This is a genomic window from Leptospira kemamanensis (genome assembly GCF_004769665.1).
GTDB lineage: Bacteria > Spirochaetota > Leptospiria > Leptospirales > Leptospiraceae > Leptospira_A > Leptospira_A kemamanensis.
Map to the genome: position 1 here is coordinate 98,635 of NZ_RQGG01000036.1, position 24,182 is coordinate 122,816.

22 protein-coding genes are annotated in these 24,182 nt (G+C 37.4%); 5 read left to right on the forward strand and 17 right to left on the reverse strand.

Features of this window, described 5'->3' with window-relative positions; all coding sequences use genetic code 11:
- The first annotated feature begins 1 nt into the window (after position 1).
- A complete protein-coding gene (locus EHQ59_RS13240) occupies positions 2–2,194 on the forward strand; it encodes a ribonuclease R family protein (protein ID WP_135620124.1) in 2,193 nt (730 codons plus the stop codon).
- A gap of 20 nt (positions 2,195–2,214) precedes the next feature.
- On the opposite strand, the gene EHQ59_RS13245 is transcribed toward EHQ59_RS13240, so the two are convergent.
- On the reverse strand, positions 2,215–3,909 hold the full coding sequence (locus EHQ59_RS13245; RefSeq protein WP_135620251.1) for an alkaline phosphatase family protein: 1,695 nt from the start codon (positions 3,907–3,909) through the stop codon (positions 2,215–2,217).
- 64 nt (positions 3,910–3,973) lie between these two features.
- Here EHQ59_RS13245 and EHQ59_RS13250 point away from each other — a divergent pair, with 64 nt between their 5' ends.
- Complete coding sequence (locus tag EHQ59_RS13250; RefSeq protein ID WP_135620125.1) at positions 3,974–4,984, forward strand: CapA family protein; 1,011 nt, start codon at positions 3,974–3,976, stop codon at positions 4,982–4,984.
- A gap of 3 nt (positions 4,985–4,987) precedes the next feature.
- Here the strand turns inward: EHQ59_RS13250 and EHQ59_RS13255 are convergent, their stop codons facing one another.
- The 3 genes from EHQ59_RS13255 to EHQ59_RS13265 are packed head-to-tail and all read right to left on the reverse strand — an operon-like array spanning position 4,988 to position 6,596.
- A complete protein-coding gene (locus tag EHQ59_RS13255) occupies positions 4,988–5,608 on the reverse strand; it encodes an L-threonylcarbamoyladenylate synthase (RefSeq protein ID WP_135620126.1) in 621 nt (206 codons plus the stop codon).
- 11 nt (positions 5,609–5,619) lie between these two features.
- The gene (locus EHQ59_RS13260; RefSeq protein ID WP_135620127.1) at positions 5,620–6,357 is read right to left on the reverse strand and encodes an SDR family NAD(P)-dependent oxidoreductase; all 738 of its coding nucleotides are present in this window, start codon (positions 6,355–6,357) and stop codon (positions 5,620–5,622) included.
- Complete coding sequence (locus EHQ59_RS13265) at positions 6,354–6,596, reverse strand: hypothetical protein (protein ID WP_135620128.1); 243 nt, start codon at positions 6,594–6,596, stop codon at positions 6,354–6,356. Before EHQ59_RS13265 ends, EHQ59_RS13260 begins: the two co-directional genes overlap by 4 nt.
- A 39-nt stretch (positions 6,597–6,635) precedes the next feature.
- Between EHQ59_RS13265 and EHQ59_RS13270 the strand changes: the two genes are divergently transcribed.
- Complete coding sequence (locus tag EHQ59_RS13270) at positions 6,636–7,196, forward strand: Maf family protein (RefSeq protein ID WP_135620129.1); 561 nt, start codon at positions 6,636–6,638, stop codon at positions 7,194–7,196.
- A 20-nt stretch (positions 7,197–7,216) separates the two neighbouring features.
- On the opposite strand, the gene EHQ59_RS13275 is transcribed toward EHQ59_RS13270, so the two are convergent.
- Positions 7,217–7,447, reverse strand: coding sequence for a hypothetical protein (locus EHQ59_RS13275; RefSeq protein WP_135620130.1), 231 nt, complete (start codon positions 7,445–7,447; stop codon positions 7,217–7,219).
- A gap of 51 nt (positions 7,448–7,498) precedes the next feature.
- Between EHQ59_RS13275 and holA the strand changes: the two genes are divergently transcribed.
- Positions 7,499–8,608 (forward strand): DNA polymerase III subunit delta, encoded by a 1,110-nt coding sequence (gene holA, locus EHQ59_RS13280; protein WP_135620131.1) that lies wholly within the window; start codon positions 7,499–7,501, stop codon positions 8,606–8,608.
- Here holA and EHQ59_RS13285 read toward each other — a convergent pair.
- Together EHQ59_RS13285 and EHQ59_RS13290 are read right to left on the reverse strand one after the other, a co-directional pair.
- The gene (locus EHQ59_RS13285; protein ID WP_135620132.1) at positions 8,587–9,474 is read right to left on the reverse strand and encodes a helix-turn-helix domain-containing protein; all 888 of its coding nucleotides are present in this window, start codon (positions 9,472–9,474) and stop codon (positions 8,587–8,589) included. The two genes, holA and EHQ59_RS13285, sit on opposite strands and share 22 nt — an antisense overlap.
- The gene (locus tag EHQ59_RS13290) at positions 9,455–11,032 is read right to left on the reverse strand and encodes an LIC10012 family protein (protein ID WP_135620133.1); all 1,578 of its coding nucleotides are present in this window, start codon (positions 11,030–11,032) and stop codon (positions 9,455–9,457) included. Before EHQ59_RS13290 ends, EHQ59_RS13285 begins: the two co-directional genes overlap by 20 nt.
- Positions 11,033–11,161: 129 nt before the next feature.
- Between EHQ59_RS13290 and EHQ59_RS13295 the strand changes: the two genes are divergently transcribed.
- On the forward strand, positions 11,162–11,743 hold the full coding sequence (locus EHQ59_RS13295; protein ID WP_135620134.1) for a lipoprotein LipL21: 582 nt from the start codon (positions 11,162–11,164) through the stop codon (positions 11,741–11,743).
- Positions 11,744–11,876: 133 nt separating this feature from the next.
- On the opposite strand, the gene EHQ59_RS13300 is transcribed toward EHQ59_RS13295, so the two are convergent.
- The 10 genes from EHQ59_RS13300 to EHQ59_RS13345 form a co-directional block, all read right to left on the reverse strand.
- A complete protein-coding gene (locus EHQ59_RS13300; RefSeq protein WP_135620135.1) occupies positions 11,877–12,260 on the reverse strand; it encodes a PilZ domain-containing protein in 384 nt (127 codons plus the stop codon).
- A gap of 10 nt (positions 12,261–12,270) precedes the next feature.
- Positions 12,271–13,284 (reverse strand): tRNA dihydrouridine synthase, encoded by a 1,014-nt coding sequence (locus EHQ59_RS13305; protein WP_135620136.1) that lies wholly within the window; start codon positions 13,282–13,284, stop codon positions 12,271–12,273.
- A 14-nt stretch (positions 13,285–13,298) separates the two neighbouring features.
- On the reverse strand, positions 13,299–15,830 hold the full coding sequence (gene gyrA / locus EHQ59_RS13310) for a DNA gyrase subunit A (protein WP_135620137.1): 2,532 nt from the start codon (positions 15,828–15,830) through the stop codon (positions 13,299–13,301).
- A gap of 19 nt (positions 15,831–15,849) precedes the next feature.
- On the reverse strand, positions 15,850–17,769 hold the full coding sequence (gyrB, locus tag EHQ59_RS13315; protein ID WP_135620138.1) for a DNA topoisomerase (ATP-hydrolyzing) subunit B: 1,920 nt from the start codon (positions 17,767–17,769) through the stop codon (positions 15,850–15,852).
- Positions 17,770–17,847: 78 nt separating this feature from the next.
- Positions 17,848–18,171, reverse strand: coding sequence for a DciA family protein (locus EHQ59_RS13320; RefSeq protein WP_135620139.1), 324 nt, complete (start codon positions 18,169–18,171; stop codon positions 17,848–17,850).
- On the reverse strand, positions 18,168–19,271 hold the full coding sequence (gene recF / locus EHQ59_RS13325) for a DNA replication/repair protein RecF (RefSeq protein WP_135620140.1): 1,104 nt from the start codon (positions 19,269–19,271) through the stop codon (positions 18,168–18,170). Before recF ends, EHQ59_RS13320 begins: the two co-directional genes overlap by 4 nt.
- A complete protein-coding gene (gene dnaN / locus EHQ59_RS13330) occupies positions 19,271–20,389 on the reverse strand; it encodes a DNA polymerase III subunit beta (RefSeq protein ID WP_135620141.1) in 1,119 nt (372 codons plus the stop codon). The genes recF and dnaN overlap by 1 nt, the downstream gene beginning before the upstream one ends.
- Before the next feature lie 246 nt (positions 20,390–20,635).
- On the reverse strand, positions 20,636–21,961 hold the full coding sequence (gene dnaA / locus EHQ59_RS13335) for a chromosomal replication initiator protein DnaA (protein ID WP_135620142.1): 1,326 nt from the start codon (positions 21,959–21,961) through the stop codon (positions 20,636–20,638).
- A 273-nt stretch (positions 21,962–22,234) separates the two neighbouring features.
- Positions 22,235–23,167 carry a hypothetical protein gene (locus EHQ59_RS13340; protein WP_135620143.1) on the reverse strand — a complete coding sequence of 311 codons (933 nt, stop codon included), beginning with the start codon at positions 23,165–23,167 and terminating at the stop codon, positions 22,235–22,237.
- A 6-nt stretch (positions 23,168–23,173) separates the two neighbouring features.
- Positions 23,174–24,097 (reverse strand): branched-chain amino acid transaminase, encoded by a 924-nt coding sequence (locus tag EHQ59_RS13345; RefSeq protein ID WP_135620144.1) that lies wholly within the window; start codon positions 24,095–24,097, stop codon positions 23,174–23,176.
- Positions 24,098–24,182 lie beyond the last annotated feature (85 nt).

Below are 24,182 nucleotides of genomic sequence, written 5' to 3' on the forward strand. Positions count from 1 at the left end.
TATGGATACCTATAAAATACAAAGAAAAATCATCGAATATCTAGACCAAAAAACTGGTAAAGATATCACAAGACAAGAGATCAAAAAGAAATTTACTGAATCCAGTGAATTCAAACGACCCGACCCAAAATCTAAAAAAGTAAAGTCCTTCAAACTAAAAGAAAAGGTTCCAAGAAAAGAAATCGAATTTCTCATCGACCAACTATGTAATCTTTTGGAAGAAGAAGGATTGCTCATTCCAAATAAAAAATACTTCACTGTTGCCAATCCTTTTCGGCTAACAGGAAGAATTTCCATATCCCGCAGAGGAGATGGATTTATTTCCTTACCTTCCAAAAATGAAATTTTTGTTCCAGGACCTCTCACGAATACAGCCATCACTGGTGACAAAGTTGAAGTGATCCCACTCGGAGTGGGGAAAAAAGATCGCTTAGAAGCCGAAGTTACAAAAGTTCTCAAACGAGGACGTATTCTTTACCGAATGAAAGTCAAAGAAAAAACCAACAAATTTGTGTTTGGGAATTTCTTAGATATGTTAGGTGAAGGGAAAGAAGGTGTCCTACATGTAAAATCCATTCTTAAAGATAGTTTTGATGCAATCAACATTGATGATGTATTGATTGTGAAATTAAAAGAAGGGGCAGAACCGCAAGACAATCTTTATGATGTGAGTTTCATTCGTTTTGAGTCTGATACGAAAGAAGATTCTGACTTACAACGGATACTAATGAAATACAATTATGATCCAGTTCATCCTGATTTTATTCCATTGGATTTTCCAGAAGAAGTTTCCGAAAAAACCGTTTCCGATTGGAACAGTCGTACTGATCTCCGCGATTTGTACGCAGTCACCATTGATGGAATCACCGCAAAAGATTTTGATGATGCCATTAGTTTTGTGGATGAAGGCAATAGACTTCGTGTTTGGATCCATATCGCTGATGTTTCGTATTATGTGGAAAAAGGTTCTGCCTTAGACAAAGAAGCCTATGAAAGAGCTACTTCGGTTTATTTAGCAAATCGTGTGGTACCGATGCTTCCTCCAATTCTTTCGGAAGATCTTTGTAGCCTTGTCGCAAATACAAATCGATTGGCTTTTACTGTTGAGATGGAAGCAAGTAAAACAGGTGAGATTTACAACGCAAAGTTTTACAAATCCATCATCAAAGTAAAAAAACGTTATACCTATGAGATGGCAGAGGAGGAAATCAAAGCCCAAGATCCAAACAATTGGATGTACCAAGTATCTCTTTTTACGGATGCACTCCGTAAACATAGAATGAAAACGGGTAGGATTGATTTAAATCTTCGCGAAACAACAATCACGTGGAATGAACGAAAAGAACCGATTGGTATCGAAAACAGAGAAAGACTAAATAGCCATATCTTAATCGAAGAACTGATGTTATCTGCGAATTTAAAAGTGGATGAGTTTTTACGAAAAAAGAAAATTCCAACCCTCCATCGTATTCACGAACCAATGGATGAAGAGAAATTAGAAACTCTCAATCATTTCCTTCAACTCAATGGATATAATGTGCAAATCCATGATACTAGTTATCCTGAAATCATGAAGGCAGTAAAAGAAATTCAAGACAATTCCGTTGGCAAGATTTTCAATTATTTACTACTTCGTAGTTTTATGCAGGCGTATTACGGTGCAGACCCACTCGGCCACTGGGGACTTGGTTTTAAGGACTACTGTCATTTTACATCTCCGATCCGGCGTTATCCTGATTTGATTGTGCATCGTGTTTTACATGCAACCTTACTCGAAGGCGAAAAGGAATATTCAGACAATGAAATCGCCGTCATGGGACTTCACTGTTCGGAAGAAGAAAGACGTGCAGCGGATGCGGAAAGGGATATTGTTAAAATCAAATCCTTCCGTTATTTGGAATCAACAGGAATCAAAGAATTTAAAGGATTTATCGTTGGGATCCGACCTTCACAAATCTTTGTGGAACTTGATATTTCCAATCTGGAAGGTGTTCTCGACAAATCAGAGTTTACCGATGAGTTTGAAGTGCTTATTAAAAATGATTTTTCTTTTTATTCCAAAAAATACTCTAAAATCTTTTTTATCGGAGATCCTGTAACCGTAAGTTTGGATCGAATCGATTTTGAAGAAATCAAAGTATTTTTAAAACTAAAAGATTTTAAAAAAGAAGATACTTCCCTCAAGAAAAAATAGAACCAAACACCGAATGGATCTTAGAACGATACATTCGGTATTTCACTTCGTTTCCAAATTTTACGAAAGAATTTCCTATTGTTCACTTCAATAGAAAGGATTTTATCAATCACCATTTCTTCCGTGATTTGGTGTTCTTTCATTAGATCTCTGTTTAATGATAATTGGGAATGTGTTACCCAATTGACAAGAGAAACTTTTTTTCGCTGCGATTCTGGAAGTAATTCGTTCACGCTGGCAAAAAAAGTTTCATGAGTCAAAAAAAGACCATTGGAAATTTCGGGCATGGGAGCTGCTCCGTGATCTGCCGTAACTAGTAAGATAAATTTATCGCCATAATGTGATTTTAAAAATTCAAAAATCGTTTTGATTTCTTCATCTGTTGCTTGTAAAACCTGTTTTGCTTCTTTGGTTTCCCAACCATACAAATGACCCACCGCATCCGTTGCTTTTAATGTTAAATACGCTAAATCTGTTTTTCCATCTTTGTGTAAATTCGTTTTGAGAATCGTTTCTTCAATCGTATCACGGAATAGAGCTCCATCCATCATCACTTGAAATTCCGAACCTTGGAAATGGTGTATTTTTGAAAGGAAATCGATAGGATTATTTGCTTCGAAGTGTGTTTTGATATTTTTTTTGTTCAATAAGTAATATTGGTACAAATTGTATTTTTGTGTTGCTACTGGTTTTTCAAATGCATTCGGATAGGTAGCCCAAGATAAATTTTTAATATCTTCCCAATATACATAGTCAGCATCCGGAATCGTTTTAGTTTCAGATGTATCTTTTCTTATAAATTCTTTGCCATGTCCCGCCATTCCTACAGAAGCACGATTCGCATAACATTGACTAATAATAACTGGTGCATTGTTATGGAACAAATCCCATTCATCTGCGAAACTGGAAACTTTTAATTCACTTAAGTCAAAACTTTGATTTTTTCCTTGGTAAACAGGACGATGGTTCACCTTTCCTTCTACGTATGTATAAATCTCATTTGAAAACACTTTTGCTTCATTTGGGAATGCACCCGTACCAATGGCCATATGGCCGACGGCTGTATGAGATTCCAAATGTGCCACTTTTGCTTTTTTAAAATAAACGGAATTGGTGCTCAGTGATTCTAAAAATGGATAAGAACCTTTATGAGCTTTGTAAAGTTGTCTACCACCTTGATCGACAACAATGGTAACGATGATTTCTGGTTTTTCCCTTTCTTCCTTAAAGATTTTTTGAAACACATCTATTGGAAGTTGGTTTGTAAAATTGAAATCTAAAATTTTGCCATACAGAGATGGAATGTGTTGTTGGAAAATTTCATCCGCATAAACCCCGTTATGAAACCACTTTGGACCATAGATCCAAATAGGAATCTCGGTATCATATCCGTATTGGGTGTAATGAGAGGTATAATTCACTTCTTTTGTGAAGTTTTCTTCTTCTAACTCTAACTTCCATTGGTTACTTAAGGTATCCCAAGATAGTTCATGTTCCTCTAAGATATTTTTAATATCTTCCTTAGAATAATGAGAAAGAGTGATTGCATCCCTTGCTTCCCGATCAAAAATATAAAAAGGATACGGGGCTAGAATTAAGTCTGTGTCAGGTTGCATGGAAAGAAAAGCGGCACGTTTATAGTCTTTTTCCCATTTACAACTCGATAGAATGAAATAAATACCAATGGCAAATACGATAAAAAGTTTTTCTTTCATTCTAGTGTTCACAATCTCTTTCCTTTCCTGCTACACTTTCCCTGATTTCACTCCTACTAGGCAAGTGCGAATTAAGTTTGTTGGTGACCTTATGTGTCATTCCTCTCAAATTTCTTCCTACTACCAAACTAAAACAAAGACTTATGATTCCTTTAAAAGTTTTGAATATGTTGCGATGAGTTTACAAAATGCAAATTTAACATTGGGTAACCTAGAAACAACGATTACCGAAAACTCAAAAGAATATTCCGGTTATCCTAGATTTGCAAGTCCCACTGGATATGTGCATGGATTGAAGAAAGCTGGGTTTGATATACTTTCGACAGCAAATAATCATTCAGCTGATACTGGTGCAAAGGGTATTGATACAACTATACGTATTGTTGAAGAAAATGGAATGATCCCAATCGGTACTTATTCGTCCGACATTGATTTTCTAAATCGAAAGGATTTGATCCAAGAGACAAATGGAATAAGGATTGCCATTTATAACTATACATATTCAACAAATGGAATTCCTGTTCGAGATGGCCGAATTGTACGATTGTTAAATGAAGAACAAATTCGAAAAGATGTTTCATTTGCCAAAGAGAATGGAGCACACTTTATCATTCTTTGGTACCACTATGGAAACGAATATGAAGAAACACCTGGAACGTCTCAAACCAAATGGGTAAAGATTGGCCTAGATGCAGGAGCAGATATCATCATAGGTGGTCACCCACATGTGGTACAAAAAATAGATTTTTATGAAGATCCAATATTGAATGAAAATCGACTGATCGCTTATTCCTTAGGAAATTTTATTTCAGCGCAAAACAGACAATATACGGATGGAGGAATCATTCTTTCATTCACATTGGAATTGGAACTAGGTCAAGTAACCACAAAAAGAATTAGAAATGTAGAAACAGAAGCAATTTGGGTTGATCCCAGAAGTTATGTAATTTTACCAATTCAACGATATAAATCTAGAGAATTACCGATGTTATTACCAAAACACTTAGAAAAACGAATGTTGGATTACGAAGCACATATTAAAAAAATCCCTGGAGTGGGCAGTTTTTTATTCTAAATCTTAGATATCGTTTTGAATCAGTTCATACCCTTTTCCAGCTCGTATTAATTCAATTGCATCATCATTGATTTGAAGCATAGTTGATAATTCAGTTTTGACAATCCCACCATCCACAATACCATCCACTAGGTTTCCATAAATTGTTTCTAAATCATCAATATCAATGATGAATTCGTCGTTGCTGAAAGCAGACGTAGAAGTAAGGGGGGAATCATGAATTTTTATTAATTCCTGTAAGTAGATATGATCTGGGATTCGAATTCCAATTTGTCTGTCTTTGTGGTGAGCAACTGATGGTTTTGGTAGATTTTTATTCGCTTTCAGTACGAAGGTAAAAGGACCCGGTGTGATTCGTTTCATAAAACGATATGCAGAGTTCGGTAGGTATTCGATAAAATGAGAAGCCATTGAAATATCTTTACACAATAGGGAAAGTGGTTTATCTTTTGGTAATTTTTTAATCGAATAAATTTTTTCGACTGCTGATTTGGAATTTGCATCCGCTAAGATGGCATACACCGTATCAGTAGGGAAAATATAAATTGCTCCATCCCTCAAACGATCCGAAATTTGTTTGAGCTTACGAATCTCAGGATTATCAGGATGAAGATAAATGATCATAAAGTTAACTGCTACTGCGCAGTTAATCCTCCATCCAGAACAATGCATTGGCCCGTCATATAAGAGGAAGCATCGGAAGCTAAGTAAATTGCCGCTCCTAAAATATCTTCAGGTTTACCCAATCTTCCCATGGGAATTCCTGCTAATACTTGTTTCATGATAAATTCCTTGTCTTTAATCATGTCTGTCATGTCTGTATCGATGAGTCCAGGACAGATCACATTGACACGGTATCCATTATTGCACCATTCAATAGCAAGAGCCTTAGATAAGGTAATGACTGCACCTTTGGTTCCAGAGTATACAGAGGCAAGTTTACTACCTACCATACCAAGAACCGAAGCAACATTGATGATGTTTCCACCTTCTTTTTTATGATGTTTGTAGTAGGCTTGGCAGTTTCGAAAAACACCAACATAGTTGGTTTGCACGATATTTTGTAATTCCTCTTCTTTAAAACCTGAGGCTGGTGTATTCGTTGCAATACCCGCATTGTTGATGAGTGTATCTAAGCGACCATGTTTTGCTTTGATTTGGCCTATGATTTCAAATGCACTACCTTCACTGCGGACATCTAAAACTACACCATTGATTCCTTCTTTTTCCATCCAATGAATGGATTCCGGTCTGGAACCTGCTCCATAAACAATAGCTCCAGCATCACGAAATCCAAGAGCCAAAGATTTCCCGATCCCACGACTGGCTCCCGTGATTAAAATTGTTTTTCCTTTTACATCAAATAAATTCATTTTACCTCATGGTTGGAAGGATAACATTCGCTAGCTTGCGGTTTAGTATCTTCCAATAATTTTTTATAGTCTAGAGTATTGTCATCTTTTACTAAGTCCCTTCGGATATAATGGGTGCCTTTGTCATAGTAATCGGCTATTGGATTACAATCTTGGATGTCTTCCGTATACCCTCGTTTGCAACCAATCACTAATACCAATGCCCATAAAAGAATCGTAAAAAACCTTGGACTCACCATGAACTAAGAAAACAATATACCGTAAGGAATAGCAAGAATTTGTTTGTATTAAAGTCAGCATCTCCTAGAAGAAAACAAATCCTTTCAGATTTGGGTTTCCGATTCCAAATCCAACCAGAACATATCAACGAGTCTCAATACGATAGAGAATCACCACTTTCATATTTAGAACGAATGGTTCACTCTAAATTAGGAACCAATTGGGAACCAAACAATCTTTATCTGTCCGCTGATACCATTGTTGTGTATGAAAATCAAATTTTACATAAACCGACCGATGAAGAGGATGCGATTCGGATTCTAAAAACACTCAGTGGCAAAGTTCATTCTGTGTTTTCAGGAGTTGCGTTCCATCACAAACTAGGAACCGATTTCTTTTATGAAGAAACAGCGATCCTCTTCCATCCTTGGAGTGAGAATGAAATCAGAAATTACATCAATCGATGCCAACCTTACGATAAAGCAGGATCCTACGGAATCCAAGATCCTAACGGACCTGTGAAGGAATGGACCGGGTCGTATACAAATGTGATGGGGTTTCCATTACGGAGTTTTTTGGCTCGCCATGAACTTTGGATTCGTTCCTGGGAAGAAAGTTAGTCAGGCAGTCAACTTTGCAATTACGCGTACAAGTTGACTAGGTTTCCAGGTTTGTAAGAAGCTTTTGCCTCAGGGGTAGTTTGGATTTCCTGGGCTTGGTTTTTGATGTCCGAACTTGGATATTTGGGTTGGTAGGAGCGTGCTTGGATTGCTTCCACCTGCTCGACAGCCTGCGTATTGTATGTCGGAGAAACATACATATACGGTTCCCCGAGTCCCGAAACTCTTGCCACATTACTTGAGATTTCCATACTATGATTATCGCCTCAGTCCCGTTGATAGATTAGACCTGATTCAAGAAAATGGAAACAAAAAAATCACAAGCGAGAGAATATAACTCCCTTTTTCAGCTTTTTAAAACTCCCGTAGGCCAAATCCCCCAATTCTTTGCCTATGCTGGCGAGGATTCCTATGAATTTGAACTCATAGTCGATCACTACCGAGAAGTTTTGCAATCGGCACTTGGTGCCTTCGAAGTGATTTTAATAGTCCCAGAATCAGGAGACCAATCGAAATTATTTGCAGAAATGTTTACACCAGATATGTTTTATCCGCGTAAACTCATTATCATCAAAAATGCGTCTGCTCTCTTCAAACCCATTTTAGATGCGAAAGCAAGCAGTGATTGGAAAGACTATGCATCCGGCTTTCGTAAAAATATTACATCCGTTTCTGATGAAATTTATACTTTAATCCATTACGATGGAAAAGACATTCCCAAAGGATTAACCGACCTCTTCCAAGGAACTTTAAGTTATTTTAAAACGAAAGTTTTGTATCCTAACGACTATCCTAAAATTTTCAAAGAAGTCTGTGACCAAGAACAAGTTCATTTTGAATCCAACGCGATGGAAGAATTCATCCATCGAACCCCAGCGAATGTGGGTGCTTACATCAAAAGTGTTAAAAAATTAAAACAATATCTACATCGATCTAAGTTTACATTAGAAGATGTTAATACAGTTCTTTTTAGTCAAAATGAACTCAATACGAATGTATTAGTGGAAACTCTTGTTCAAAAACGAAAGGGAGAATTTTTCAAAGAGTTCACAAAGTTCAATGACCAAAATTCGGAAATCCTTAATTTTTTAACCAGATTGACTTACAAACTTGATGAAATACGTAAAATCAAAGTGATACGCGCCAGGCATAATGGAGAAGTTCCCATTCCCATTATGGATGAACTTTTGAAAACAGGAAGTTTTTCAGAAGCACGCAAGAACTTTGTCAGAAGACAACTCGTTTCAGACTCAGCAAACTTCACCGATAAAATTTTAGATCTTTTTTATGAACATGTGATTGAAATGAATATTAAATTTAAATCGGGTTTACGAGATGAAGAAGGCAAAAACTTTTTTATCCAAAAGATAATGCATTTATTCGCATTACTTCAAGACAAATCCTCTAAATGAAATTCATGAATCTTTCGGTATAAGTTACGTTCCGAAATTCCAAGTAACTTGGCTGCTTTTTCGCGATTTCCTTTTGTATAAATTAAATTTGCTTTGATGATCTCTTTCTCGTATTGATCTAAACTGATACCAGGTTGTATGTTTAACTCGGATAAAGAATTTTCAAAAAAATGAGAAGGGATTTGTTTCCAATGAAGTTGTTTTCCAGAAGAAAAACCAACCAAAGCAAAGAGAAGATCTTTTAGTTCTGTATAGTTTCGGTTAAAAATTTTATTTTTTAAAAAGATATAAAAATCTTCATCTAAAGATGTAATTTTTTTTCCTAAACTTTGATTCGCTTCTTCCAAGAAGGTATGAACAAACAGTGGTAATTCCGAAGTTCTTTTTTTCAAATTTGGTAATTCAAAACGAAAAGATTTCAATTGATCATAAAAATCTGAATAAATATTCTTTTGTGTCAAAATTTCCATTTCTTCAGAATGGATTTCCCAATAGAGAAAGATCTTCGATTTTTCGTTATATTTTTCAGATTTCCACCATTGTTGCAAAAGAACAATTTCTTCTTTTTTAGCTTTTGTGATCCAATCCAAAACAATCGTTAGGTTTTGCTTAGTGGTTTTTGTTTTTTCTAAATTCTCTTCAAATCCTCTTAAAAAAGAGAAATCAAAAGTGATCATGGAGGATGGGGAAATGTTTCTTTTCTCAAAACTTTTTTGAATCCAAAAAGATTTACCAACTCCGCGTTCCCCTACAATGAGAATGGGTAATGTAGAGTTGGAAATCTCAAGCCATTGATTTTTGATCTTCTCAATGTCAGATCCGTTTGTAATCCATTCTTTTTGATCACTACCTTTTTTTAATGACACTCACTGTACCTTGCAGATAACCATTAAATTCTCGAATTTGATTGATATCTAAAAACTTTTTCGCTTGGGAAGGTTTCACCATCAATGTTTTAGGATATGAATAATTGGTTTTGAGTAATGTTGTTTCCGCCGGAACATTTTTAATTCCCCACGTAGACAAAGGATCCAAAACAAAAGTTGTTTGGACAAGATACTCTTTTCCTTTCGTGACTTGAATGTCATAGGGAATTTGGATCCAAATTGCTTCTCCCTTTGTTTCCACAAGTACAGTTTGGAATCTATCTTTTTCCAATAATTCCGAATTGGATTCGCTTCGTAATATCCATTCTAAGTCGGTTTTGATTTCTTCTTTTTCTAAAACACGTTTTTCTGAAATTTTTTCATAGGCCATATAAAGATTGTAAGGTGATACAACATCTACAGCTGCTCTCACTAAGGATGCATCAAATTTTTTCACATTGGTTTGGTTCCATTGGAATGGATATTGTAACTCTTCTTGGGATGAATATACATTGAATTGGTTTAAATATAAGTATTCGTATCCATCTTGTGTTCCAATCTTTTGATAGTCTGTGATTCCTACCACCCGTGAATGACTCGCCTTCCCTATCCTTTGGATTTCTCGTATGGTGCTCAAATCAGAATGGTTCGGAACCAAAATAATAGGTTCAATTTCCATATGTCGTAAGTCATTTAACGCCATAATGATGGAACCAGATTTGTCTTTGACACTGGAAGAAAGTAACAAAAATAATTTTCGCGATTCTTTTTTCCCTGATGAAAGTTTTGCTTTGAGGCCTTGTAACGCAGCAAGAACTGATTCTGTTTGGTTAGAACCTTGCCATCCAGTTTCTTCCATTACTTTTTTGATCTCTGCGTGATCCTTGGTTGGAGGTAAGGAAAGAGTTTTATCTTTTTTGACCATTGTCACACCAAGATACAAACCATTTTGGTCATACATGGCAGATAAACTTTTTAGAATGTCTTTTTTGTAATAAGCATACGATGAGTGGATATCTAGAAATAAATTGATTTCATAATAAACAGGAGTTTTTGATTTTTTTTCGTAATATCGCGGAGGTAAAAATCGAAAACTTTTTTCTGTATGTTTTTCATATGCCATCACGAAATTAGAAATGAGTTTCGATTGGATCACTTGTTTTGTTAAATTTTTACAATTGAAGAGATTCGTTTTGACTAAGATGGGATTTCCAAAATCAATTTGGTCCTGCACAACAAAATGAGAATCCCATTCATGGCAATACCCAGTGAAATCCTGATCTTTTAGGTCTGCATCCTCATTCCATTCCGTTTCATTTAAATATGTTTCTACAAGTTTCGGATCCGTGATTTCAGTAAAAAAATTTCTTTTGAGATAATGTCGCGAAAGACGGGACAATTCAAAACCTGCCTCCCGTTTTGTCCCGAGAACAGGTGGTACTTCTCCCGAAATATAAGCAGGTAAGATGGAAATTTCTTTCGCTGAAACATTTTTAGGGAAGAACGCAAAAAAAATAAGCAACAATGCAATAACATGCGAATGCAGGAATCGAGACATAAAATTAGAATCGGTCTATGAAGGGAAAATGTAAATCTTTATCCTACAAGGCAGTTTCGTTTTCTTTGATAAAAGATTGACAACCGTTATGAATCAGATCAAATTCTTCGGAAAAGGAGTAGATTCTTTATGAAGAAATCACTTATCGTATGTGCCTCTCTAATCGCATTTGTTGTATCTTGCGGATCCAATGATGGAGGCAGAAGAGACGCTACGACCGTAGGTAAAAATGGTTGGATTTTTGAAGGTTGGGCTTGTGCCCCAGACGCGGCGGCTGCAAAACGTGGTCAAAGCCCTGCTGAGTACTGCCAAGGAAAAGAAAAAGAATTCGATTATCTTTACATGAAATTTTCTGCACGTGCATCTGACAAAGCAATCAAAGCAAATTCAGTAGCGATGAAACAATCCACTTGCCGTGAAGCAGCTCGTTTACAAGTTGCTGGTGATGGTTTGAAAAAAATCTTAGGTGAATACTTAGAACAAGCTTCTGGTGTTTCCGATGGTCAATCTACTGGTTCTGTTATCGTTTCAGAATCAAAAGGTATTATCAAAGGTGTTGGGGTTTATGACTGCTGCTCTCTTAACAACGAAACAGGAATCTGCGCAAACGTAGGTGAGCCTGAGACTTGGGAAGAATGTCAGTGTGTTGGTTACCTCCGATATGCTGGTGGACAAAAAGCTCTCGAAGCAAAAGCGACTGCAGTTCAATAATCTGACTTAGCGCTTTGTTACGAAAAAGCCTCCATTCCAGGAGGCTTTTTTTTTACCTAAATCCATTTTGATTTGAGAGGAGAAGGATCCTCTTTAATCAATAGATACAAAATGTTTTTAAGTTTTTAAGTTTTTATTTTTTGACTTTTGGATCGAAGTAATGTTTGTGAATGAACTCTTGGACTACTTTGTGTTCAGAAGCAGCAAGTGGTTTAAAAATTACAGACGTTGTTTTTCCTGCGGTTCGATGAACGGTTCCTAAAATTTCGAGTGGATTCTGATTCAGTGAAAATTGGATTTTGACATGATCCCCTTCATAAAATATCGCAGTGGTTTGAAAGGCAAGTCCACCAGTTCCTAAATCAGAAAGATGTCCTGTGACTGGACCTGTTTTGGATTTCACAAGTTCCACAGTGCAAGGAACATCTAATTTCACGCGGGCATCCTTTCTTTTTTGTTTTGCCCCACCATATTTGCTATAACTATCAGAGAAGATCGATTGTTTTGAATCTGCCATTTCAGTTTCCTTATGCAAGACTTACGAACGTTTCACAGTTCATCATCTCATTGTTGATTTCGCTTGTTTCCAAAAATTTAGAATCCATCTTCACAGATTCTAATGTATCTTTAAATGCATCCACAGAGGTAATCGAAAGAAGTTTTCTTTTTGTATCTTCCGGGAATCCTGTATTTTCTATATATTTGATAAAATGTTTTCTAAATAATACCAACGCATAATCATCATTAGATGGGTAAAAATCTAACATCAAATCCAAGTGTTCTAAAATCACAGATTTGATTTCATTCCACAAAACCAATTGTTTTGGTATGTTTCCAAAGACCCATGGATTTCCAATGGCCTTTCTTCCAATCAATACCAAGTCCACACCATACATTTTCTTTTTTTCTAATGCTTCTGCATAGGTTTGCACATCCCCATTTCCATAAATAGGAACATTCGCACGGGACTTAATTTCTCCAATTGCATTCCAATCTGCTAAACCTGTATATGCCATAGCTTTTGTGCGTCCATGCACGGAGATGGCCGATACACCAGAATTTTCCAAAACATTCAAAGTTTCTAAGTAGTTCAAATTGGAAGAATCCCATCCCAATCGAATTTTTGCTGTGACGGGAAGACCTGAACGATTTCGAATGCCTTCGATCATTTTTCCCGCCAAACGAACGTTCTTTAGAAGTCCTGCTCCCGATCCATTATGAGATACTTTCGAAACAGAACATCCCATATTGAGATCAATGATGTCGGGTTTTCGTTCCGCCGCAATTTCTGATGCTTGGATCACTGTATCCAAATCAGAACCAAAAATTTGGAAAACAATGGGTCGTTCCATTTCAACAAATCGAAACATATCGAGCGACTTTGCATTTCCAATTTTTAATTGTTCCGTTGAGACAAACTCGGTATAAGAAAATGCAGAACCAAACCGCTTTGTGATTTGGCGGTAAGGACTATCAGAAATGCCTGCCATTGGTGATAAAGCCACATCACCTTCGATTGTTACATTTCCTATCCTTACCATCTTTGTTTGCCTAATTAAACTTCTGGTTGATCCGATTCAGTTTCTCTTACCACTGCAAAGTCTTTTACAAAATCTTCATCTTTTGTATTCACAACTTTGACTCCCATAGCAGAACGACCTACCATCGAAATGGTTTTCACTTCTACCCGGATCGCCATTCCTGACTGTGTGATCACAAGGAGTTCATCGTCTTCTTTTACGGAAGAGATTCCAACAGATCGACCATTCTTCTCTCCAATTTTCAGATAGGTCATACCTTTGCCACCACGACCTTTGGTTGAAAATTCTTCGAAGTCAGTTCGTTTCCCAAAACCATTTTCCGAAATACAAAACAAATGAGTGTTTGGTTCTACTTTAGTGATTCCTGCAATCGCATCATCGTCTTCCAATTTCATAGCTGTAACACCAGAAGCAGTTCTTCCTTGGGATCTGAGTTCATTTAAATTCATTCGGATCGCGAGCCCATTTTTACTACCTATGAACACATCATAATTGTTTGGATTGGCTATTACATCAATGAGCTCATCTCCATCACGTAGACCAATCGCAATGATACCTGATTTTTTCGTATTTGTGAATTCATCCAATTGGATTTTTTTCACAAAACCTTCTTTCGTTACCATGAGAAGATACGAATCATCAAAGTTTCGGAAGGTAAACAAGGAAGTGATGATTTCATCGTCATTGAGATTAATGACTGCTTTGAGAGATTTTCCACGAGCTTCTTTCGTTGCTATTGGCAACTCATACACCTTCATTAGGAATGCTCTTCCTTTATTGGAAAAGAGCATTAAGTTATCATGAGTCATCGCACTACTTAGTTTTTTGACAAAGTCTTCTCGTTTGGTAGAAATCCCTTGGACACCTTTTCCACCACGTTTTTGACGACGGAAGGTATCCATAGGAAGTCGTTTGATGAACATATCTTCGGAAAGTTGGACAACCACTTCTTCATCCGCAATTAAATCTTCTGCATTAAATGTAGATGATTCAAGTGATTCTAAACTAATCTCTGTTGTGCGAGTATTTCCAAACGATTGGGATACTTTGCCAAGTTCATCACAAATGATCGATTTCACACGTTCTGGTTTTGCTAAGATATCTTCCAAATCAGCGATGAGAATTCTAACTTGTTCCAACTCATCAATGATTTTTTGCACTTCTAGGGAAGTTAATCGTTGCAAACGCATCTCTAAAATGGCATCAGCTTGCACTTCAGAAAGAGAAAACGTTGCCATAAGGGAACTTTGTGCTTCTCTTACATCTTTGGATGCACGGATGATTTTAATCACTTCATCGATATTTTCGAGCGCAATCCTGAGTCCTTCTAAGATGTGGGCTCTCTTTTGTGCTTTGTCTAAATCAAATTCAGTTCGTTTAACAACAACTTCGCGACGATGTTCCGCATAAGATTTTAAAATTTCTTTTAGAGAAAAGATTTTAGGACGGTTGTCCAAAATCGCAAGCATCGTGATTCCATAACTCACTTGGAGTTGTGTTAACTTAAACAGTTGGTTTAAGATGACTTGTGCATTGGCATCCTTTTTCACATGGATTTCCACTCGAATTCCCTTTCGATCGGAAAGATCTAATATTTCGGAAATCCCTTCGATGATCTTTTCGTTAACAAGATCTCCAATTTTTTCGAGTAGGTTTTTCTTATTTACTTGGTAGGGAATCTCATTGATAACAATGATCTCTCGACCTTTGTTATTTTCAATGATCTCCACTTTGGAACGGATTCGAATTGATCCTTTTCCTGTAGCGTAAGCTTGGTATAAACCTTCTCCACCAATGATGATACCACCTGTTGGAAAATCAGGACCAGGAAGTATTTTCATGAGTTCTGGAAGAGTGATGTCTGGATTCTGAATCATCGCAATCACAGCATTCACCGCTTCTTTTAAGTTATGTGGTGGAATGTTTGTTGCCATTCCCACAGCAATCCCTGTAGAACCATTCACTAGGATATTAGGAAAGTTTGCTGGTAAGACGTCTGGTTGTTGTCTTGTATCATCGAAGTTAGGTGAAAAACTAACTGTATTTTTTTCGATGTCTTTGAGTAATTCTTCAGCAAGTTTAGTCAGACGGGCTTCAGTATAACGATACGCAGCAGCATTGTCCCCATCGACGGATCCAAAGTTACCTTGACCATCAATCAGAGTTTCTCGCATGGAGAAAGTTTGAGCCATTCGAACCATCGTTTCGTAAACAGCAGAGTCACCGTGAGGGTGATAGTTACCAATCACTTCACCTACAATCTTCGCTGATTTTACATAAGGTCTGTCGGAGCGCCATGCTCTTTCATTCATCGCATGAAGGACTCGTCTATGCACCGGTTTTAAACCATCCCGCACATCCGGTAAAGCTCGACCTACGATGACACTCATCGCATAATCAAGGTAAGCTTCTTTCATTTGGTCTTCGATTTCTACCGGAATGACCCTGACACCAGCTTTTAAAGCACCGGCTACGTCTGGTCTACCGGATAAATTCAGTGCTAAGGTTTTGTTTGATTCGTTTTCTTGGCCGTTTTGTTCGGTCATTTGATTTTCCTAATTCCGATTATAGATCTAAATTTGCTACTTTGTAAGAGTTCGCTTCAATGAAACGACGACGAGGAGATACTTCATCACCCATTAGGATATTGAATGTATCTTCTGCTTCGACAAAATCTTGTAACTTAACTTGTAACATGACTCGTTCTTTTGGATCCATAGTGGTGTCCCAAAGTTGTTCTGGGTTCATCTCCCCAAGTCCCTTGTATCGTTGGATCACAACTTTATCATTTGGTCTGGCTTTTAAGATTTCATCTTTTTCACGGTCAGAATATACATACACCGCTTCTTTACCAAACTTTAAGAGATACAAAGGTGGTTGCGCTACATAGAGAGATCCACGTTCAATAATGGGTTTCATATACCGAAAGAAAAACGTTAATAACAAAGTTCGAATGTGAGAACCATCCACGTCGGCATCGGTCATGATGATGATTTTTCGATATCGGAGTTTTTCTACATTGAACTCATCATCACCGATTCCGGTTCCCATAACAGTGATTAGGGTTCGAATCTCTTCGTTCGAAAGGATTTTGTCCAATCGTGCTTTTTCCACGTTTAGGATTTTACCTTTGAGTGGGAGTATCGCTTGTGTATTTCTGTCACGACCTTGTTTGGCTGATCCACCCGCCGAGTCCCCCTCCACAAGGAAGAGTTCGCAGTGTTCGGGATCCTTTTCAGAACAGTCAGCAAGTTTCCCTGGAAGGCCACCACCTTCTAACACCGTTTTACGACGAGTGAGGTCGCGAGCGCGTCTTGCTGCTTCCCTTGCTTTCGATGCTAAGATACATTTTTCGAGAATCTTTTTGATGACAGCAGGATTTTCCTCAAAGTATCGATTGAGTCCTTCTCCCGTAATGGTTTGCATGAGACCCTTAACTTCCGCGTTCACTAATTTTTCTTTTGTTTGAGAGTTAAACTGTGGTTGTGGAATTTTAATGGAGATGACAGCACAAATTCCTTCTTTGATGTCATCACCTTGCAAACCGTTAGGTTGTTTTTTAAACAAGGTTTGGTCTTTTTTTAGATGGTCGTTGAGTGTTCTTGTAAGAGCGGTTCTAAACCCTTCTAAGTGTGTTCCACCTAAGTTGTTATTAATGGCATTGGTAAAACAGAAAATATTTTCACTATAGGTATCACAATACTGAAGCGCAATCTCTGCCCAAACATTTTCTTTTTCACCCACAAAGTGTAATACTTTATGAAGGGGATGTTTTGATTCTGTGATGTATTCCACGAAGGAAACGATTCCACCATCAAACTTAAATTCATGTTTAGCGATCTCTTCTTTTCTTTGGTCTTCGATGCGAATGAGAAGTCCTTTGTTTAAGAAGGCAATTTCTCTAAATCTGGCAGAAAGAGTATCAAAGGAAAAATCAACAGTGGTAAAAATGGTATCATCTGGCTTAAAGCGAACCACTGTTCCTCGGTGAGTTGTCTCCCCAATGATTTTTACATCTTCCATTGGAACACCGGCTTGGTATTTTTGGTAATGGAGTTTACCTTCTTGGTGAACTTCCACTTCCAAATACGTTGAGAGTGCGTTTACAACAGAAACCCCAACCCCATGTAATCCACCAGATACCTTATAAGCATCGTTTTCAAACTTACCACCTGCGTGAAGGATGGTAAGAACCACCTCGATGGTGGACTTACCTTTGTCTGGGTGAATTTCAGTGGGAATCCCCCGTCCATTGTCTCGGACTTCGATGATATTCTCTGGTAAAATACGAACGTCAATTTCGGTACAGTGGCCAGCCATCGCTTCGTCGACGGAGTTATCCACGACCTCGTAAACCATCTTGTGGAGTCCCGATTCATCTTGGGTTCCGATATACATTCCGGGACGTTTCCGGACCGCCTCTAGACCCTCTAGGATCTTGATTTTTGAGGCTGAATAGGCGTTTTGATCGGTTTGGTTGGACATAGAATTTTGAGATACCCTATAGGAAGTATCCCAAAAAGACCCTCGAAGGGCAAGTGAAATCGGGGGGAATGGGTGGCTTTACGACCTTGGATTTTGGAATTCATTCCCTGTTTTGAATTGGATTTTTTCCAATAAAACTGGGCTTGTGATGCGATTGATTTTTTGTAAAAGTTCTGCTTTTTGGAACTCAAATTCTTGGGATACCATCGAGTGACGACAAACGACTGTCAGTTTTTTACCATCAATGGATTTGGGAAAACTCTGTTTGCCAAAAACTTCTCCCACAATGTCATTCCACTGTAAGCGTAGTTTTTTCAGGATTTGGTCTTGGAAAACGGATTCCCGATCGAGACCAAGTTTCTCAAGGCTTTGGAAGAGTTCAGAGAGTTCTACTTTTTTCATAGACCCGTGATTTCCTTCACTTTCCCCGACTCAATTTGGTAAATTTCTTTATCCACTGTTAGGTTTCCAACATATTCATTGATTCCTTCCAAATCTGTGGTGGTAAAAAATGCCTGACCACATTCCGAAATCAAATTCACAAAGTATTCCCTTCGTTTTACATCGAGTTCCCGAATGATATCATCGATGAGTAGCACTGGTGCCTCGCCAGTTGTATCCCGAATCATTTGGAAACAGGCAGTTTTTAATGCAATGACCGCACTTCGTTTTTGCCCTTGAGATCCAAATCCACTTAAATCTTTATCATCAAATCCGATCGGTAACGTATCACGGTGGTTTCCACAACTTGTGTAACCAATGGCTTTGTCTTTTCGTAAGTTATCAAATAATCTTTGTCTATGTTCTTCCTTGGATGAAACATTTGGTTTATAGGTAAGATAAAATGGATCTTTTCCTGAGCTCAGTTGCAAAAGATTTTGGTGGAAGTAACCTGCTAAAGATTCAATGGTTTTCGTTCGAATCTCACGAATTTCCGAGTCATGTTCAATGATCGGTTCGTCCCAAATTCCAATTTCACGATCACTTACATTTTCTTTTTTTAAGGCAGCATTCCTTTGTTTTAGTAAACGATCATACTCAATGAGTTGTTTTAAGTAATAACGATTAGTGGAAGAAATAAAAGCATCTAAAAATCTGCGTCTTTCTACATTCCCATCTTCAATGATAAGAATATCAGGTGGGCTCATCACAATCGAACGAAAGTAACCTACATAGTCAGAGATTTTTTTAAATTCTTCTCCATTCACTTTGAGTTTTTTTCGTTTAGTATGAGAATGTTCAATTCCATATTCAAAAAGATAATCATTCCCTTCCGATTCAAATTCAGCGCGGATGAACGTGTCAGACGTATCCCAACGTAAAAATTGGTTTTGGTCTGATTCTCGAAAACTTTTTAAGTAAGATAAAAGAGATATTGATTCTAGTAAATTTGTTTTGCCTTCTCCATTGTTTCCAATGAAGAAGACAAGACGGGATCGAAAGGTAAGTTGTGTTTCTTCGTGGTTACGAAAATTCTTAATGTAGATTTTCTTAAGAAACATTAAAGTTTCATTGGCATGATGACTGAAACAAAGTCACTGTCAGAAGGATCCTTAAACAACACGGGAGCACTGGAAGTTGTAAATTCGAGAATCACTTCTGGGTCATCTACTGCTTTTACCACATCACTTAAATAATCCCCTTTAAACGCGATGGTGATTGCTTCTCCATTGTATTCAATTGGCATATTGTGATCAAACATCATGGTTCCAGGATTGGAAGAGCTGATGTTTACATTTCCTTTTGTGAAAGCCAAACGAATTTGTTTGGAAGGTTCTTCGGCAGAGATCAATGCTTGTTTTAAGAAAGTTAAAAAGTCAGCTTTTACCACACGAACCGATTCTGTAGTTTGTTTTGGAATCACTTGTTCGTAATCAGGGAAGTTTCCATCAATCAATTTGAAAAGAAGTTCTACGTTTCCAGAGGAAACATAAATTTGTTCTTCCACAAAACCAATCTTTGCAGTTTCTTTTCCTTCCATCATTTTTAACATTTCACGAACTGCTTTGTGAGGAATGATCACACCATTTTTGAATGGAAATTGTTTTGGAAATTTACGAACAATTTTTGACAAACGACGTCCATCTGTTCCCACAACAATGAGATCCGTGTTATCTGGTTTTAAAAACAAACCATTGAATACAAAACGTGTTTCTTCAATCGCCATCGCATAAGAAGTTTTACGAAACATCTCCCGAATGGTTTGGCAAGGAAATTCAACTACACTTCCCTCTTCCACTTTCGGAATGGTTTTGATATCTTCTGAATCAATACCGTTCACTTTGAACTTTGTATCCATCTTTCCAGAAGCATCAGTAATCGTAGTTTCCGAATTTTCGGATTGTTCTGTCGTCGTGAGTAAACTTGTATCAAAGTTTAAATTTTTAAAAATACTGGAGAGTTGTTTTGCAGGAAGGGAAGCCGTTCCTTTTTCTCCGATGGTGGAAGGTACAGAAGTTTTGATTGCGATTTCTAAATCCGTCGCAGAAAGATACACTTCGTTGTCCCCAGTTTGGATTTTTAAATTGGAGAGAGCCGACTTAATCTCACGAACTGAGATTACTCCATCCACTGAGTTAATTGCTTTTAGGAATTCTGTAGTATTGACAGTGAATTTCATTTTTCCTCTTCTTCTTATTTATATTATATATCTTTATATATATTATGTCGTTTCCGTTGGTTCTGTCAGTATGTCGATAAAGCCCGGAAAGTTCAATTTTTATTGAATTATGTCAGTTTTTTTCCATTTGGCAAGTGTGAATATTTATGTCCCTTTGAACAGGTCTACCGTCAAAATTGGAACCATAAATCGTGACTATGTCCTATCAACAGTTTATCGACAGTCTTTCTAGGTTTTACGAACAGTTTATTGGAAACTAATCTTGTGTTTGATGGAGTGAAAGAGGTCTTCCCACTGCGGTTCGGTCGCCTTTCGTTCCTTAAATTTATCGATCCCGTGGATGACAGTCGAATGTGTCGTAGAAAAAATTCGACCAATTTGCGCCTTCGGAACATGTAATACGTCGTGTAAGAGAAGCATACAAAGGTGACGCGGAGGAATAAAATCTGCCTTTCTACTTTTTCCGAGTAAATCCTTTCTGGCAACGTTAGTCCTTTCACAAACCAAATCAATGACCATATCGGGACTAAACCCAATTCGTTTTTTATTCGTGAGAAAACGTGCTTCGGCAATTTCTTTGATTTTGTCTTCGGTGAGTAAAAAATACTCATACGCTTTTTTGTACATCACGAGGTCATTGACAATCCCAATGAGAGCACGGGAATCACCTTCTAATCGTTCGGCGAGCCAATGTAATAAACTGTCACTTGCAGGAATATTAAATTCGGAAAAACTATTCTTCAGTAAGGACTTACGTAATTCTAAATCATGAGATTTGATGTCCGCTTGTAAACCATGCACGAATCGAGATTTAAGTCTTTCGTGGAGAGGTAACTCGTAACTTGGCCTGTCTGATGCGATGACAATTTGGCGTTTTCGGTCATATAAGAAATTGAAGAGGGCAAAAAACTCTTCTTGGGTTTTTTCTGCCCCACCATTTAAAAACTGAATGTCATCAAAGAGTAAAACATTATAAGATTGGTAACGAATCTTAAACGATTCAAGGGATTCACGATTGTTTTGTCTGACAGTAAAAATGAATTCATTCAAAAAGGATGTACTGTTCACGTAACGAACCGTTTTCCATGGATCCTTTTTTTTGATCTCATTTCCAATGGCGTGAAGTAAATGTGTTTTACCAACACCAACAGGTCCAAACAAATACAATGGATTGTATTTACCAGGTTGTTCCACCACGGTTTTTGCGGCAGTGAAGGCAATTCGATTCGAATCAGAAGTGATATAATTGCTAAAGATGTAATCAGGATTGAGATCCGAGTCAGAATCATCAAATTTAGATTGGATGACATCTTTTAAAACATGCGAAGAAGTTTCGGATTCTGTAAGGATGGAGACTTTAAATCTGTCTCCTACAACTTGGTACAAAGCATCTTCAATGAAACTGATGTATTTTGTTTCCACATGGCGTTTGATCCCAGTCGATGGTGCCATTAAGTGAACCACTTGGTTCTCCCACTTATCGAAACGAAGTGGTGCAATGAAATTGGAAAAGTACTTGGGAGGTATCTGTTTCGATATTTCTTCTAAAATTTCTTCCCAACGTTTGTCCAAGCTTCCCCGCCCTAAATGTGAAATCGGGTACTATACTTTTAGCAAGTAGGTAGAATTCAAATGAAAAATCGAGAAACCTTCCTAAGTACCAAAAATAGTCGAACCGAATAAAAAAATTATGTCGCTTAATTGATTTGACAGGATATTTGTATTTAATTTTTGTTAGGCGAGTGATTCACTAGATTTGATTTAAGATTTTTTCTGAAAGAATTTTGAAAATCGTATGGAACGTATCAGTGAACCAATTGTGAATCTAATGAAATCGTTTTTAGATTAGGTTGCGAGTCGTAAGAAAAGTTGTGATAAAAGCACATATTCTAAGGCAGGAATTTCATAATGAAGTTTCATTTTGAAATCAAGAATGGCTTCAATACGACCCACATTGGCTTCAAAGTTTTTTTGTCTGTATTCATAAAGTAATAACAAACAAATTAATTCTAAAAAATCGATTCCAGAAAATCCTTCTTTGTTGGATCGAAACTCAGCCAATTGTTCTCTTACCCAATTTTCTAATTTAAAGAGTAAAATTGAATCATGGCAATGTTCTTTTACATAGTTATGCCATTCCTCTAAAAACTCATCCGTGATATCAAAGGGATTGAGGGAACCACCATAATACAATTTAGATTCTGAGATTTCATTCCTTCGAATTTTTTTGATTTCTTCTTGTGGAAGATAATGGAATGGAATACAAACCGAACGAGAAATAATCGTTTGTTTTAAATTGTTTATATCATTTACGATCAGAATGAACTTTGTATGCGGTGGTGGTTCTTCTAATGTTTTCAGTAAGGTTGTTTCCGCTTCATTATTGATGCGGTTCGGTTCGGGAAATAAAACAATTCGGTAATCGGATGTATGGGGTTTATAAGGAATTCGAGTGGAGAGTAACCAACGAATTGTTAACTCTTCTGGATCTTTTTCTTTTCCAATGGCTATATTTTTTCGAATGGGAAATTGGATAAAATCAGGATGGACTCCTTTCATGAACTGACGGCAAGAATCACATTCACCACAGGATGTTCCCTTTAAACAAAGTACATGCCTTGCAAATCGTTCCGCTGCCAACCACTTCCCCACTCCATCGGGTCCATGAAAAATGAGAGAACCTGGAATTTTCGATCTATCCTTTAAAAAGGAATGAAGATAGGTCAGTGCAACATCTTGGCCTGACACCTGTTCGAATGAAAACAAAGTATCAGTCATTTTGTTTTAATATACCGGTGTGAGCCAATTCATGTAGTTTGGTTGTTCACCACGTACGGTTTCAAAAAAGACAGATTGGATTTTCTTTGTGATCGGTCCAATGGTTCCATTTCCAATCACACGTCTGTCTACTTCTTTCACCCAAGCCACTTGCACACCGGTTCCTGAAAAAAACAATTCATCTGCGATATACAATTCAGATCTTGCAATGTCACGTTCGACAACTTGGTAACCCAAATCTTTTGCAATTTGAAGGATACTTCTTCGTGTGATACCTTCAAGAATTGATGAAGGAATGGTTGGTGTATGGATCACACCATCACGAACGATAAACAAATTTTCAGCAGAACCTTCCGAGACAAATCCTCTAGCATCTAAAAAGATCGCTTCATCCATTCCATTTTGAACTGCTTCAGATTTAGCTAACGCAGAGTTTACATACCCACCACTTACTTTAGATAAAGTTGGGATTTGGTTGTCTGAGAAACGTTGCCAAGAAGACACCATCGTTGTGAGACCATTTTGTGTGTCTAAGTAGTCATCTAGTTTCAAAGCATACACAGTGATGTCTGCTTTCACATCATGGAAACGTGGAGATAGTTGTAGGGCTGATGTATAGATGAAAGGTCGTAAGTATACATTTTGTTTTGCCTCATTTTTACGAAGCAGATCCAAGATGATGGTTTGGATTTCTTCTGGTGTGATTTTGATTTGAAGTTGCATGATCTTGGTGGAGTTCACAAGTCGTTTGCAATGTTCTGGCAATCGGAACACAAACAGATTTTTTTTTGCTTCGTTGTAGTAACCTCTGATTCCACCAAAGACACCAGTTCCATATTGGAGTGCATGGGTTTGGACACTGACTTTCGCGTCTTCTGACGGAACAATTTTGCCTTCAAAGTATGTATATGGAAATGAATTCTGAGCCATTGAGATTCCTATCCTTCCAATCTTCAGGAGTTTCAAAATTAGAAAATGAATTTTATCTTTTTTTCTCTCGAAGCATACGCCGATG